The organism is Halochromatium roseum, from assembly GCF_016653315.1.
Lineage (GTDB): Bacteria > Pseudomonadota > Gammaproteobacteria > Chromatiales > Chromatiaceae > Lamprobacter > Lamprobacter roseus.
The window spans coordinates 1-14,804 of record NZ_NHSH01000053.1; the positions used below are offsets into that span (position 1 = coordinate 1).

A 14,804-nucleotide genomic window follows, 5' to 3' on the forward strand; every position below is an offset into this window, starting at 1 on the left:
CATTCAATTATTATTAGGGTCGAATTATAACTTTTCAAGGTTAAGCTGTTGTTTTGAAAAAACTTACTGAAAGAATGCTCGTCAGGTTACTGAAAAATAAAAAAATATTATTTAGTCACAAGTCTAAAGCTTAAGCAACAGGCGTTGCCGCTGCTGCCATCAGCGCCTCGATCTCATCAGGCGCTTTGGGCACCTTAGCCGAAAGGATCTCAGGCTCGCCATCGGTCACCAGCACATCGTCTTCGATGCGGATGCCGATGCCTCGGTATTCGGCCGGCGCCTCGGCATCCGGGGCGATATAGAGTCCAGGCTCAACCGTTAGCACCATGCCCGGCTCGAACCGACGCCAACGCCCGTCTTGCTTGTACTGACCGACATCATGCACATCCATTCCCAACCAATGGCCAGTCTTGTGCATAAAGAAAGGCTTATAGCGCTCGTCCTTGATCAGCTGCTTCAGGTCCGCACCAGCAGCATCGATCAAACCGAGGTCGACCAGCCCCTGGGTCAGCACCTCGAGCGCCACCTTGTGTGGCTGGTTCCAATGGTTGCCGGCACGCACCTTGGCGATGGCCGCCAGCTGAGCCTTGAGGACCAGATCGTAGAGACGACGCTGAGCGGGGCTGAAGCGGCCGTTGGCCGGGAAGGTGCGCGTGATGTCGGAGGCGTAGCCATGCAGCTCGCAGCCGGCATCGACCAACACCAGATCACCGTCGCGCAACACATCGGCATTCTCGACATAGTGCAGCACGCAAGCGTGGGCACCACTGCCAACGATCGGCTGATAGGCCTGGAAACGGGCGCCCTGCTCGGCGCAGGCGGCGAGGAAGGTCGCCTCAAGGCGCTGCTCTGAGCAGCCCGGTTGCGCGGTCTGCATCAGGCGCCGATGCGCCGCCGCCGAGATGTCCGCGGCACGCCGCATCGTCTGCAATTCCGACCTCGACTTGATCAGCCGTCGCTCATGTAAATATCGATCTGAACTGACCAGCTCGGTCGGCGCGCTGATACCCTTGCGCGCGAGCGCTCGCACCGCGCGCAGCCAACTGATCACGCGCCGATCGAAGCCATCATCGAGCCCTAACGGGTAGACCACTCGGCGCCGATCAGCAAGGATCTCGGGCAGCTTCTCATCCAGCTCGCTGATCGGAAACGCCTGATCGGCGCCAAAGTGCTCAAGCGCGCCTTCGACTCCATAGCGGAAGCCGTCCCAGATCTCGCGCTCCGGATCACGCGCACGGCAGAACAGCACGAAGGCCCCATCCTTGCGCTTAGGCGCCAGTACGGCGACCGCCTCGGGCTCCGGAAAGCCGGTCAACCAGGCCAGGTCGCTGGACTGCCGATAAGGATGATGCACATCCCGATTGCGAATCACCTCTGGCGCCGCTGGTAACAGCAGGACGCTGTCATCACCCAGCGCCTTGAGCAATGCCCGCCTTCGGCGTTTCAGCTCAGCCGCACGATAGGGGTGTTTGGACTGATCCGCGGCTCGCGCTGGTGTTGGTTGAACTGTTGGTTGAACTGTCGGTTGAACCCTATTCGGCATCTAATGTATTCCCATCTCGGCAACTTGTCGGTCGCGTTCATCGAGCAAGGCCTTGGCCCTATCCTCGCGGATCAACATGGCTGCGACGCGGAGAAATTCGACGATCTCGGTCAGCGCCTGCTCATCGGCATCGCCTTCGACGACCGCATCAAGATCCATGCGCGTCAGCTCGACCAGATCATCAACCGCCTCAGCGGCCTGGCCGAACAGTTGTTCACGATCCAAGCCACCCAGCGCCAGACCGAACAGCAGGCCGCGCACCCAATCCAGTACGGCATGTGCACGCTCTTGGAGGGGGCGATCTTCTGGCGGCAAGAGCAGATCGAAGCTCAACGAGCTGGGACCCATCGCCGACTGCGTCCAGGCCGCGAGCTGCTCTAACAGCGCGCGCCGCTCATCGGCGTCGGCATCAGCGCAAGCATGGTCGTGGTCGTGGTCGTGGTCGTGGTCGTGGTCGTGGTCGTGGGCATGGTCGTGATTGCAGGCCTGTTGGTCGCCGGAGGGGTTGTCGCCAGCATGAACTCCAACATGAGCATAGGTGCCGGCATGATCATGGCTTGGGTCATCGCAGCAAGCTTCAGCCTCGGCCTGCTCGGCTGCAGAGGTTGGTCGCCCCTGAAAGGTCAGGTCGATAGGAACCGGAGCCGCGTCAGCGTCGATCGCCGGCTCCAGCACCCATTCCGAGCTGGGGTCTGACTCTGTAGCTGGAGTCGCCAAGAGCTGCGCCTGCCAGCGCGCGAGCGGATCGGGCTGATGCAGGGCGAGCAGGCCACAGAGTATCCCTTGCGCCTCGGCTGGGCTTGGCGCTAATTCGACACCCGCGAGTAGCTGGGACAATCTGTCGTAATCTGGGGCGGCGGCAAACGCCATGAACACATCCTCATCGTCATCGTCATCGTCAATCGGGACCGCAGCGGAACTGGGCTCACTTACATCAGCACCGCCACCCAGGACGATGCAGCGCTTTTCCTCGTGAAGCGCTTAGGGGCTGTCCATTTTCTACTTACCGATGATCGCTCAACCGTCAACACTGGCCTTAAAATCGGGAAGAAGTTGATGGACGCTTTCTTAGCCTGAATCTCACGCGATTCATTTTCCAGGGTGGCCCGCGCCATGAGCGGCGGCAATCGTTGCTGCAGACAAAGCGAAACCTGTATCGAAGCCTGGACAGAGCCAGGTTGACCGACCATGCTGACGACAATATCGACGCCATTGTTTGACCCAACCTTGGTCCCCTTCTATAGTCTCGGCAAGCTTTTCCGCGGGGGCTCGGCATGGCCGACTTCGATATCAATCTACTAGAGCAACATGTCGAGACGCTGATCCGCAAGTGTGAACAACTTCGCGAGGAAAACGCCTCCTTGCGAGCGAGTCAAGAGCACTTGGTCGCCGAGCGTGCCGAGCTAATCGAAAAGACCGAGCTCGCACGCAGCCGAATCGAGGCCATGGTCGCACGTCTTAAGGCGATGGAGGAGCAATTGTAATGAACCCATCCGACGATGGCCGCGTCATGCCAGTCACGATCCGCATCCTAGACAAAGAGTACCGGATCGCCTGCGGACCCGAAGAGCATCACGGCCTGATCGATTCCGCCCGACTGCTCGATCAGCGCATGCGCGAGGTGCGCCAGAACGGCCGCATCATCGGCGCCGATCGCATCGCAGTCATGGCTGCCCTCAACCTAGTCTACGACCTGATGCGCGAGCGCGACGAGATCAGCGCGCAACGCGACCGACTGCAGATGATCCAAGAACGCTTGTCTCATGCCATTGAACCGCCGCCTCGCGCCGAGGATGCACCCGCATCAGAACCCTCCGGGCTAGACGCTGCCAACGATAAGGTATAGTCTCGATCTCAGACATCTCCTGCAGTGTACGGCAGCGGCCTGGGTATTTTCTTGAGCCTAATTCGTACCCCGGGGACGCTGAGAATCTGGCCGTTGTGCATGTCCGCCCCGAGCGGAAAGCCTGAAGCCGGATGTGGCGTTCCCACTTGAACCCTCAGGTTCAAGAACGAAGGACTGCACCGGCACAGGTGGGAGGTGTCTCTCCTTTCTGCCGCTAGACCATCGTGACTGATCCCTTGCTTCGCCGCCGTCTGCGTCGTGCACGTTCTGCGCTGAGCCAGCGCGAGCAGCGCGATCACGCCGAATCCGTTTGTCAGCGACTCATCAGCAGCGGCCTCCTGCATGCCGCAAAGCGCCTCGCCCTCTACCTGCCAATCGCCGGCGAGCTCGACCCACAACCGATCCGCGCGCGGCTTCGAGGCCGTCGCCGCTGGTATCTGCCGGTGCTGCGCCAACATGCACCCGGTCGCCTCTGGTTCGTCCGCATCGATAGCCGTTCCAAGTTCAAGCGTAATCGTTTCGGCATCCTGGAACCCGCCGCTCGTGGCCGCAAGATCCTCACACCGCAGAGGCTGGATCTCATCTTGGTGCCACTGGTTGGATTCGACGCCCAGTGCCATCGCATTGGCATGGGCGCCGGTTTCTATGATCGCAGCCTCGCCTTCCTCGGTCATCGGCAGCATTGGCAACGACCCCGGTTGATCGGCGTGGCGCATGAGTGTCAACGCGTTGATCGCATCGAGCCCGAGCCCTGGGACCGGCCGATGGATGCGGTGGTCACCGAACGCAGACTTTATCAGCGCCAAAGCTGACGCGGTGGTGACGAACGTAAATCCGGCACTTTCGCTCAGCGCTTTTCCGGCAAACGCCTCAGTCTGCCCTCGCCCTGAGCAGTCAGCCGCCGCGCTCGATGCCGGCAAACAACCGATAGGACGGATTCTCACTTTCGTCCCAGAATGGATAACCCAAACCGGTCAATAGCTCAGTCAGCGCTGGCACCTCGGCATCCGGCACCTGAAGCCCCATCAGCACTCGCCCATAGGCGGCACCATGGTTGCGATAATGGAACAGGCTAATGTTCCAGCGCCGACCAAGCCCGCTCAAAAAGTTGAGCAGTGCACCAGGCCGCTCCGGAAACTCGAACCGCACCAGGCGCTCATCGCAGATACCAGGCGCATGACCGCCGACCATGAAACGGATATGCAGCTTCGCCGTCTCGTTATCGCTCATATCGGTAACGACAAAGCCCTTCTTCTCGATGCGCTCGATCATCTCGTGACGCTCTGCAAGACCACCACCAAGCTCGACTCCGACGAACACCACCGCCTGTTGCTGATCTGCGTAGCGATAATTGAACTCGGTGATTTGACGCTTACCCAGGGCCTTGCAAAAGGCGAGAAAACTGCCGGGCCGCTCCGGGATCTCAACCGCGAACAGGGCCTCGCGGCGCTCGCCGAGCTCGGCACGCTCAGCGACGTGGCGCAAGCGATCGAAATTGATATTGGCGCCACTTTCGATCGCGACCAGGGTCGTATCACGCACCCCAAGGCGTTCGACATACTGCTTGAGCCCAGCCACCGCCAGCGCCCCGGCCGGCTCGGCGATACCGCGGGTATCGTCGTAGATATCCTTGATCGCGGCGCAGATGGCATCGGTACTGACCAACACCACCTCATCGACCGTCTCACGCGCGATGCGAAAGGTCTCCTGCCCGATCTGCCGGACCGCCACACCGTCGGCGAACAGCCCAACCTCAGGCAAAACAACGCGCTTATCGGCGGCAAGGGCCGCATGCAGCGTCGGCGCATCCTCGGGCTCGACACCAATGACCTTCACCTCGGGATAGATCGCCTTCACATAGGCCGCGACCCCAGCAATGAGCCCGCCACCGCCGACCGGCACGAAGATGGCGTGCGGCGGCTCAGGAAGCTGGCGCAGGATCTCCATGCCGATGGTGCCTTGGCCAGCGATGACGTCAGGATCATCAAAGGGATGCAGAAAGGTCAGGCTGCGCTCAGCGGCCAACGCCATCGCGTAGGCATAGGCTTCATCGAACGAATCACCGTGCAGTACCGCCTTCGCGCCCCAGTTGCGCACCGCATCGACCTTGATGCCGGGCGTCGTCTTCGGCATCACGATCACGGCCTGCACCCCCAGATGCGAGGCCCCCATCGACACGCCCTGCGCGTGATTACCGGCCGAGGCCGCGATCACGCCCTGCTCGAGCACGGCTGCCGGCAGATGCCGGAGCTTGTTGTAGGCGCCACGCAGCTTGAACGAGAACACCGGCTGCAGATCCTCGCGCTTGAGCAGGACCTGGTTACCGACACGCCGCGATAGGCCTTTGGCTAGGGTTAGCGGGGACTCGATGGCGATGTCGTAGACGCGAGCCTTGAGAATGCGCTCGATGTAGGCGTTGAGCATGACGATTACCGTGACGATTACCGTGAGACAAGCGCTTCATCGTCCAGAGTGGCGATGCGCTATAGACGTTGACCTGAATCGCTCGCGATTCATTTTCCGGGGTGGCACCACAACTCGAGCGTTACCTTAAAAACAAGCGCTGCATCGTCCAAGGCGGCGACGCGCCATCTGCGTTAGAGCGGTCCGTAGAGAGCGCGGTCGCCGCGTAACGGCCAAGGCAAAATACCTCAGGATACGACAGATGATGCCCAAAGGCCTTTGATATACTGCCCGGCTTAGCGCAGACCGCTGCCAGCGCGGCGAATTTAACCGCCCGCAAACGCTGTCTCACACCATCACCACATCGTTTTCGAGGATCGACCATGGACTCTGCACAGCACCAGGACGAATTAAAGAAACAAGCGGCAGAGGCCGCATTGAGCCATGTCGAGGGTGGCATCATCGGCGTCGGCACCGGCTCGACGGTCAATCATTTCATCAATTATCTCGCCACCATCAAAGGCAAGATCGATGGCGCCGTCTCCAGCTCGGAGGCCTCAAGCCAGCGGCTCAAGGCGCACGGCATCCCGGTGCTCGATCTCAATGCCACCGGCGGCCTGTCGCTCTATGTCGATGGCGCGGACGAGTCGAACAAATCGCTGCAGCTCATCAAAGGCGGCGGCGGCGCGCTGACGCGCGAGAAGATCGTCGCCGCTGCCAGCGAGCGTTTCGTCTGCATCGCCGATGAAAGCAAGCTGGTACCGGTGCTGGGCGCCTTCCCGCTACCGGTTGAGGTCATCCCGATGGCCCGCAGCTACGTCGCTCGCGAGTTGGTGAAGCTTGGTGGCAATCCGGTCTGGCGCGAGGGTTTCACCACCGACAACGGCAACCTGATCCTGGACATCAGCGGCCTGCAGATCATGGAGCCGATGCAGCTCGAGCAACAGATCAACAACATCGCCGGCGTGGTCACCGTCGGCATCTTTGCGCTGCGGCCCGCGGATGTGTTGATCCTCGGTTCCGCCGAAGGGCCACGGACGATCACCGCCTAAGTCGCGGCCCATCCCCTAGCCTTCGCTGCTTGCCGAGATCTGCGTGAACCTGCACCACCGGCCTAGCCAAGTAGCCGCGAAATCTGCGCCTGGAGCGGATCGATTGCTGGCGTGAGCTTGCGGCGCATGAGGCTGCCGAGGGTGGTTGGATCGGGGAGCAAGGGGCGAATCAAACCGTAGCCAGCGCCGGAGAGCACGCGCATCGCAGCGAGGTCTGGGGCGGCGGCTGGAAGTCGCTCGAGGATGCGCTGAACCTGTTCCGTGATTGGCGCAGGCCCAGCCGCATCGATCGCCATGCCTTCCGGGGCATGACTACCAAGCCCAGCAAAGGCCTCACCATCGGTGAGCAGGGCCTCGATGTTCAGATTCGGATCGCCCTCCGGACGCACGACGGCGAAGTAACCGCGCAGCAGATCGAAGCCAGCGCTGACGATATCTTGATTCGGCGGCTTGGCCAACACAGCCGAGAGGGTCTTGAGAAAGCGCTGTCCTCCGGCACTGGTGACGCGAACCAAGAGACCGGCCACGGCATTTCCAGCACTGAGTTCATCGGCCAGCGCTGCCGCGATCTGTTCTGCATCGACCCGCGGCTGCAACTGCTCGGGGAGGTCATCGGGCCGCGCACGCAGAAAACCGACCAGATAGGCCTGCTTGCGCGTCGACTTCTTCCACAGCTCGAGGATCTTCTCATCACTCAGGAGACCCGGCTGCAGCACCAACCGGACCGACTCCATCATCGTCTCGTGCTCGGTCTCGAACGGCAGGTACTCGACCAGATAATCCGCCAGCACCGGTCCCATCTCGCTTGCGACGATGGTTGGGTTGCGCAACATACGGCGGGCATTCTCGGCATCCTCCATCGCCCACCAAGCGCGGCGCGCCAACTCCGGAGTGAGCCCGGGTGAGCCAACCGCCGCGACGACAGCCTCTGATTCCCCGAGCATCAACAATTGCTCGAGACTCTGATCACGCATCTGACCCATCCGCGTCCAACGCCGCAGATAAACCGGATAGCCACCCGGCGAGCCAAGGATGTGACCGGAGATCAGCTCCTTGACCGCCCGCAGATAGGCATCGACGGCGCCGGTCGGATTCAGCGGTACCTTCGCCTCGCCACGTTCCGAGAGGCCGTAGACAACGAGGCGTGATTCATCGATCCGAATCGCCTGCGGTCGATTCGCGATCAGCACGTTCAGCCGCAGATTATCCTCGCTCGACAGTTCCATCGACCACTCTCTTGGAAGCCAGACTCAGAGGCTGCGCTTAGTAACGCTCAGCGCTCAAAGGACGCTGTCAGGCATCGGCCGGCGGTTGGTAATTTGGGTCCTTCGGATTCATGAAGATGAAGTGCGGCTTGCCAGGCTCGAGCTCGACGAAGTCCATCACCGTCTGATCCAGCAGCGGGACATCCTCTGGCGTCATCACCAGGTCAACGCCCTCGCTCTGGAAGCGGATGTCTTCTTCGGTCGGGGCATCGAAGCCCATACGGTAGTCGATGCTGCCATCGGCCTGCTGGGTCGCAGCGAGACGCAGCGACAGGCCATCGGTTCCAGCCTCTTTTGCTGCCTTCAAGACCTGTTCAGCAGCTGCCGTCGTTAGTTTGAACATAAACCCTCATCCTATCTCGTTGCCAAGGGCTCGGGCACAGATTCGGCCGCCTCGCCTGACCAGATGCGCCAAGAGACTGATCCTCATCGTGCGGGACAGCCTGACGCAATTGTTGCAAGGCGACCTCCGCCCGAGCTGCAGCGACAGTGCCCGCTAAAGCACTGACCGAACGCGATCGACGAAACGCCGCGTCCAATTGACCCCACCGACATCGCGCAAATGCGCATAGCTCGCCAGCAGATTGCGCTGAATGATACCGTCATGCACACCATCGATGCCGGTGCCGCGAAGAACATCGAAGGCAAAGCGCCATTCTGCCCGGGGCGCAACAATAGCGGAATGATGGAATTCATGCGCGCAGATCTCACTGACGTCGGTCGGCAGGCGCGGCCATGGGCAGGCCTCGGTCTCACGCAGACGCACGTACCCGCGCCCCTGAGGCCGAGCGTGCATGGCGACATCGGCGTCGAGCACTGCGCACATCTGGCGCGAGTCGGCACCCCAGTGCAGCCGCTCGCAGAGATACATCAGGCCGCCACACTCCGCATAGGCCACACCGCCATCGGCGATGAAATCAGCAATCGACTCGCGCATTGAGCGATTTGCCTCAAGCTCCCGCATCCGCGATTCTGGAAACCCGCCCCCCAGAATAAGCCCATCCACGGCCGGCAGACTGGCATCAGCGAGCGGACTAAAAGGCACCAGCTCAGCCCCGGCGCGCTCAAGCGCGGCGAGGTCATCAGGATAATAGAAGCCAAACACCTCATCCCGCGCGATGCCGATTCGCACCGAACTGCGACTGCCCTCGCGCTGCTGCGGCCAGACCGGCCGCAAGACCTCCCAGTCAGGAGTTGGCGCGTCTTCGGCGATGGCAAGGATCTGATCAACATCGACGCAATCGGCGACCGCGTGGCGAATCGATTCGATCGTTGCCTCCACCGCCTCGGCCTCGTTGCTTGGAATCAACCCGAGATGACGCTCCTCAATCGCCAACTCAGCATCGCGCGGGATCGACCCCAGCAGCGGCAGATCGGTGTACTGCTCGATGACGCGGTGCAGATTCGCCTCATGACGGGCGCCACCAACCTTGTTCAGGATAACGCCTGCAATCTGTAGATCGGGATCAAACGCCTGGTAGCCAAGGAGTAGCGGCGCGATCCCACGTCCCATTCCCTGAGCGTTGATGACGAGCAAAACCGGCGCGCGCAACAACTTCGCCAGTTCCGCGTTCGAGCCAGCACCATCAAGGCTAGGACTGTCGAAGAGACCGACATTGCCCTCGATCAGGCCGATCGTCGAGGCCTCGAGCAGACGCCTGAAATCGCCTCGGATCTCGTCGACCGACATGGTGTGATAGTCGAGATTGTGGCAGGTCAGCCCACCGGCGGCACGGGCCAGCCATAGCGGATCGATATAGTCGGGACCCTTCTTGAACGGCTGAACACATTGACCGCGACGCGATAACTCCCGAATCAAGCCAATGCTCAGTGTCGTCTTTCCGGAGGACTTCTGCGTTGCCGCCAGGTAGAGATGGGCCATCGCTTGTTAGTCACCCGACGCTAGCATTGTGATGGCGCCTGGGGTCGATGCAAAACATGTCATGGCTCTGGCAGGCACCACGCGAGGTGCCCGCGGTTGATGACGAGGATCGTCAGGCTGGCGAGCGCGCGCTCGCATGCGGATCGACGTCGCGATCAGCGAGAGATTCGGGCAGAAACTGCAGCACCCGCACACCGACAGCAGTGATCAGCAATGCAATCCCGACGCCCCCAAGTCCGAGCAGGAGTTCAGGGAAGCTCGGCGAGTAGGGGGCGACCTGCCCGCCGATATCACCCGGTGCGCCAAACTGGATCACGTTGTAGCCTGGGAACATTTCCTGCGGATAGGCCTGGCTCCCGATAATGATGACGTACATCGCAGCGAGCCCGCCAACGATCACCATGCCACAGGCAGCGGTGATCCAATCACGTCGCTGGCTCAGTTCGGGGTGATAGATGATTCCGAGCGGCAACAATCCACCAATCAAGATCCAGCCAACCCAGAACAGACCCGTGTAGAGACCACCACTGATCAGCAAGAAGGTCTCGATGCCGTCATTCTTGGCGCCGTAGAGCTTGGTGAGGTGATAGATCAGAGTGAAATACAAGATGGCCGCAATAAACAGCCCAAGCAGATTCTTAAGTCGCTTGAGCATGGCTGGACCGATGGGCCGACCATCGGCATCAAACGCATAAAACAGCACCAGCATGTAGATCGCAAGCCCGTAGGCAAAGGACATCACCACAAATAAGGGCGCAAGGATCGCCGTATCGTAGGCCTCACGGCCAACCAGGAAGCCGAAGATCGAGCCCGTACCGGTCGTCAGTGCCAGACGCCAGAGGAAAGCAAAGGTGCCCACCGGCTTTTGCAGATATTGACCCTTGCGCTCGGCCATGGTCCACAGATAGCCGATTACGATCGCCGCAAAGCCAGAGTAGAGAAAGATGTTCCAGGCGAAGATCGAGCTGAAATTGTAGGTCGTCATCGCGACCAGCAAGCGGTCGGGACGTCCCAGATCCAGCACCAGCACCAATAGCCCGCCGATCAGTAAGGCCACCGCCAACAACCCAGACAGACGCCCGAGCGGCTTGTAGACCTTCTTGTCAAACACGGTACCAATCGAGGCCACATTGAGTGCACCCGATGCGGAGATGATCAGGAACACCGCGAACACGTGCGGGACGCCCCAGACCACGGAGTTCGTCATACCTGTGACCCAGTGACCATGGTGCTCCATGTAGAGCGCCGACAGCCCGCCAATCGCGATCACTGCGGCGAGGATTGCGAGTAAGCCCCAGTAGCGCTGGGGTTGGAGCAGCCATTCCCGATAGACGATTCTTTTCATGCTCACTTCTCTAACGTGGTGCGATGGCGTCAACAGCCTGAACAGCGATCAGGGGCTTGCAGCGCAAAGGTCAGATGCCGGCGTAGCGAACGCCAGTATTAAGGCCGAGGTCTTGGCGAATCTGCCGGCTTGGGGTCTTGGCCAATGCCTTGCGCAAAGGACCCATTGGATCTTTCAGGTCACCAAAGATCAGCGCCTGATGACCCTCTGCGGAGCAGGCCTCGGCGCAGGCGGTGGAGATATCGCCATTGTCCAGCCGATGAGCGCAGAGATTACAACTCTCGACGCAGCCCTTGCCGCGCGGAGCACGGGTCAGCTTATGATCAACCTGCTCATGGATGAACGACCGCGCCTTATAAGGGCATGCCATCATGCAATAACGGCAGCCGATGCAGGTGTGGCGGTCGACCATGACGATGCCATCCGCTCGCTTGAAGGATGCCCCCGTCGGGCAAACATCGACGCAAGGCGGATGCTCACAGTGCTGACACATCAGCGGCAGGTTGGTCACATGACCCGTGAGGTTATCCTGCAGCTTGACCTTGCGAATCCAAACAGCTCGCTGATTCTCCCATTTCAGCTCGTCCTGGCCATGCGGCTTGGCCTGCAAGTTCAAACCATTTTCGCTATCACAGGCGTCGACACAGGCTGTACAGCCATCAGCGCACTTGCTGGTATCGACCAATAGTCCCCAGCGGTGCATGTCGGTCACAGGATCGGTGCGTGGAGCGGCGTTGGCCACCGGGGTGTGCAAGAACACCCCCGGCGCAACCGCGGCGGCGGACACCCCAGCAGCGGCGCCGAGAAAGTCCCGGCGACCTTGGTTCATCGATTCGGTTTCGTGGTTCATCGTAACGATTGCCTCGCCTCGCTGAATGCCTATCGCTCGGCGGCCGTTGGTCTAGCTGCAGCGGACCCAGTCAAATGCGCGTGTGCCGCGGCAACCTCATGGTTCCAAGCTTCGCCCCGAGGAACCGTTGCATGGCAGTCGAAGCAGTTCATCTCGACCGACGCATAGGCGTGGCAGCTGCGGCAGAATTGGCCTTCCGCATCGATCTCGATGGGCGTACCGCTGTCGTCATAGCCAACATGGCATGCAACACAACCGGAGAGGCCATGACTGTCGCCACGAATACCGCCATAGACGGTCTCATCGCGTTGGTGGCGGATCAGCTCGAAATGATTGCGCCGCATGTACTCGGTCGGTTCGACGCAGTTCTCCAGCGCCGCCGCCTTTGAGCTAGGCAGCACGAAATCTCCGACCTCCTCGGCGTAGGCTGCCGACCCTACCCCGAGTACGGCAGCCAGTAGCGCGAGGAGGACGCCTTTGGTCATGACCTCTGCCATCGACGTCTCCTGCTCTGTTGCGGATTGCTTATTCACCGAGGCCCATCTTGATGTAGCCGGTCGGACAGACATCAGCGCAGATATGACAGCCGATGCACTTGTCGTAGTCGGTGTCAACATAACGGCCAGTGGTGCTCTCGGACTTGTTGACCCGGAACACAGCATCTTGCGGGCAGAAGATGACGCAGTTGTCACATTCAAAGCACATCCCGCAGCTCATGCAGCGCTTGGCCTCATTGACGGCATCTTCCTCGGAGTAGCCAATCACGCGCTCCTTGAAGTGACCGAGCACCTCTTCGGAGCTTGGCACCTCTTCTCGGCGCAGGACACGCGGGGTATAGGGGAAATGGCCAAGGTAGAGTTCATCGTGCGGGATGACCTCAGCACCTGAGCGATCCTCATAGTTGTGAATCGCATAATTGGCACTTGAGGTACCACGCAGATCACTGCTGCCGTCGACCTTGAACTGCTCTGGGGCCAGCTTCGCCTCGTTGAGCTTGGCCAGCAGGTCGAAGTGATGCACATCAACCTTCGGACGGCGCTTGTGCTCCTCCTTATTGACGTATTCATTGATCGACTCGACGGCGATCCAGGCCTGGCCGATGGCTGTCGTCAGCAGATGCGGGCGAATGATGTCGCCAGCGACGAAATGGCCGGGCTTATCAGGCACCTGGTAGAACTTGTCACTGTTCATCAGACCACGGCCATTGTCGAGGTCTTCGAGACCGGTCAGCTCACCGCCCTGACCAATGGCGGCAACGATGAGGTCAGCATCAAGCACCCGCTCAGTGCCTTCCACCGGCGAAGGGCGACCATCCTTCATCTCGCAGTCGGCAACCTTGAGTCCGATTGCCCGTCCCTCGGCATTCTTGATCACCTCGACTGGCATCACGCCGTCGAGGACGGTGACGCCTTCATGCAGGGCATCGTGAACCTCGTGCTCGGAAGCCGTCATCTTGTCGCGGGTGAACAGCGAGGTGAGGGTCACCTCAGCACCCTCTGCAGCCGCCGTCATCGCGGTGTCATGCGCAACGTAACCGTCGTGGATGACGGTTTCGGGCAGATCACTCTTGCCGCTTTTGGTGATATGTCCAAGGCGACGCGCGACCGAAACGACGTCGATCGAGGTATCACCACCACCGACACAGACCACCTTCTCGGCAGTCACCTTCATGCGGCCCTCGTTGAAGGCCTTCAGGAAGGCGACACCGGAAACGCAGTTCGGGGTGCCTTCCCAGCCAGGGACTGGCAGGCCGCGGCCCGACTGACAGCCGATGGCCCAGAGAATGGCATCGTAGTCCTTTTCGAGCTGCTCAACGGTCACGTCGACACCGACCTTGGAGCCCATCTTCAGCTCGATCTGGCCCATATCGAGGATGCGATTGATCTCGGCGTCGAGTGCATCACGCGGCACGCGGTAGCCTGGGATACCGTAGCGGAACATCCCGCCCAGCTCCTGGTTCGCCTCGAAGATCGTCGCCGCATGGCCTTTGCGACGCAGCTGGTAGGCCGCAGCCAGTCCAGCCGGCCCGCCGCCGATGATGGCCACACGCTTGCCGGTATCGACCGGAGCAGGCTCGAACTTGTAGCCATTGGCGGTCGCGGTGTCGCCGATGAACTGCTCCACAGCATTGATACCGACGAAGTCTTCAACCTCATTGCGGTTACAACCGTCTTGACAGGGAGCCGGGCAAACACGGCCCATCATCGACGGGAAGGGATTCGCATCCGTGGAGCGACGGAAGGCATATTCCTGCCAGGTCATGCCCTCCGGTGGCTGCTCAAGGCCGCGCACAATCTGCAGCCAGCCGCGGATATCCTCGCCCGATGGACAGCTACCTTGACAAGGCGGCGTTTTGTGCACATAGGTGGGACATTTATGAGACGTATCCTGAACAAAGATTTGCTCGGTCAGGTTGTCCCAAACATTGTCGCCATCCTCAAAGCGGCGCCAGGAAAGCTTGGTCATTTCGTCAGTGGAAGTTGCCATCGATAACGCTCCTAACAAGAGTCGAAGTCGAGCTGAGGCTCTTGGTTGATCACCGGCGCTGGATGCGTGCGTCGCACCCGAAGCTCGTATTAGCTACAGTCTCAATGCATTAGCAGGATCATGGTCGATGC

Annotated in this window: 14 protein-coding genes and 1 other RNA gene; 5 read left to right on the forward strand and 10 right to left on the reverse strand. The window is 60.5% G+C overall.

What is annotated here, in order from left to right; all coding sequences use genetic code 11:
- Window positions 1-130 precede the first annotated feature (130 nt).
- Both pepP and CCR96_RS10225 read right to left on the reverse strand, forming a co-directional pair.
- Window positions 131-1,543, reverse strand: a complete 1,413-nt coding sequence (pepP, locus tag CCR96_RS10220) for a Xaa-Pro aminopeptidase (protein ID WP_201220033.1) — start codon at window positions 1,541-1,543, stop codon at window positions 131-133.
- A complete protein-coding gene (locus tag CCR96_RS10225; protein ID WP_201220034.1) occupies window positions 1,544-2,413 on the reverse strand; it encodes a UPF0149 family protein in 870 nt (289 codons plus the stop codon).
- A gap of 404 nt (window positions 2,414-2,817) precedes the next feature.
- On the opposite strand from CCR96_RS10225, the gene CCR96_RS10230 reads away from it, so the two are divergent.
- The 4 genes from CCR96_RS10230 (at window position 2,818) to CCR96_RS10245 (ending at window position 4,201) form a co-directional block, all read left to right on the forward strand.
- Window positions 2,818-3,027, forward strand: coding sequence for a TIGR02449 family protein (locus tag CCR96_RS10230; RefSeq protein ID WP_201220035.1), 210 nt, complete (start codon window positions 2,818-2,820; stop codon window positions 3,025-3,027).
- The gene (locus CCR96_RS10235) at window positions 3,027-3,389 is read left to right on the forward strand and encodes a cell division protein ZapA (RefSeq protein ID WP_201220036.1); all 363 of its coding nucleotides are present in this window, start codon (window positions 3,027-3,029) and stop codon (window positions 3,387-3,389) included. Before CCR96_RS10230 ends, CCR96_RS10235 begins: the two co-directional genes overlap by 1 nt.
- A gap of 13 nt (window positions 3,390-3,402) precedes the next feature.
- A non-coding RNA gene (ssrS, locus tag CCR96_RS10240) (6S RNA) lies at window positions 3,403-3,588 on the forward strand.
- Between the two features lie 25 nt (window positions 3,589-3,613).
- Window positions 3,614-4,201, forward strand: coding sequence for a 5-formyltetrahydrofolate cyclo-ligase (locus tag CCR96_RS10245; RefSeq protein WP_201220037.1), 588 nt, complete (start codon window positions 3,614-3,616; stop codon window positions 4,199-4,201).
- An 82-nt stretch (window positions 4,202-4,283) separates the two neighbouring features.
- Here CCR96_RS10245 and ilvA read toward each other — a convergent pair whose 3' ends face one another.
- Window positions 4,284-5,813, reverse strand: a complete 1,530-nt coding sequence (gene ilvA, locus CCR96_RS10250; protein WP_201220038.1) for a threonine ammonia-lyase, biosynthetic — start codon at window positions 5,811-5,813, stop codon at window positions 4,284-4,286.
- 362 nt (window positions 5,814-6,175) lie between these two features.
- Between ilvA and rpiA the strand changes: the two genes are divergently transcribed.
- A complete protein-coding gene (gene rpiA, locus CCR96_RS10255; RefSeq protein ID WP_201220039.1) occupies window positions 6,176-6,844 on the forward strand; it encodes a ribose-5-phosphate isomerase RpiA in 669 nt (222 codons plus the stop codon).
- A gap of 62 nt (window positions 6,845-6,906) precedes the next feature.
- Here the strand turns inward: rpiA and CCR96_RS10260 are convergent, their stop codons facing one another.
- From CCR96_RS10260 to CCR96_RS10290, 7 genes are all read right to left on the reverse strand, one after another.
- Complete coding sequence (locus CCR96_RS10260) at window positions 6,907-8,070, reverse strand: sulfur reduction protein DsrS (RefSeq protein ID WP_201220040.1); 1,164 nt, start codon at window positions 8,068-8,070, stop codon at window positions 6,907-6,909.
- A 67-nt stretch (window positions 8,071-8,137) separates the two neighbouring features.
- Window positions 8,138-8,452: a HesB/IscA family protein gene (locus CCR96_RS10265; RefSeq protein WP_200237708.1), complete on the reverse strand. Its 315-nt coding sequence runs from the start codon at window positions 8,450-8,452 to the stop codon at window positions 8,138-8,140.
- Between the two features lie 153 nt (window positions 8,453-8,605).
- The gene (locus CCR96_RS10270; RefSeq protein WP_201220041.1) at window positions 8,606-9,991 is read right to left on the reverse strand and encodes a cobyrinic acid a,c-diamide synthase CobB; all 1,386 of its coding nucleotides are present in this window, start codon (window positions 9,989-9,991) and stop codon (window positions 8,606-8,608) included.
- A gap of 112 nt (window positions 9,992-10,103) precedes the next feature.
- Complete coding sequence (nrfD, locus tag CCR96_RS10275; protein WP_201220042.1) at window positions 10,104-11,336, reverse strand: NrfD/PsrC family molybdoenzyme membrane anchor subunit; 1,233 nt, start codon at window positions 11,334-11,336, stop codon at window positions 10,104-10,106.
- Window positions 11,337-11,406: 70 nt separating this feature from the next.
- Window positions 11,407-12,186: a sulfate reduction electron transfer complex DsrMKJOP subunit DsrO gene (gene dsrO / locus CCR96_RS10280; protein ID WP_201220043.1), complete on the reverse strand. Its 780-nt coding sequence runs from the start codon at window positions 12,184-12,186 to the stop codon at window positions 11,407-11,409.
- A gap of 29 nt (window positions 12,187-12,215) precedes the next feature.
- Entirely contained in the window at window positions 12,216-12,683 is a 468-nt protein-coding gene (locus tag CCR96_RS10285) for a sulfur reduction protein DsrJ (protein ID WP_201220044.1), read from the reverse strand.
- Between the two features lie 28 nt (window positions 12,684-12,711).
- Entirely contained in the window at window positions 12,712-14,673 is a 1,962-nt protein-coding gene (locus CCR96_RS10290) for an NAD(P)-binding protein (protein ID WP_201220045.1), read from the reverse strand.
- Window positions 14,674-14,804 lie beyond the last annotated feature (131 nt).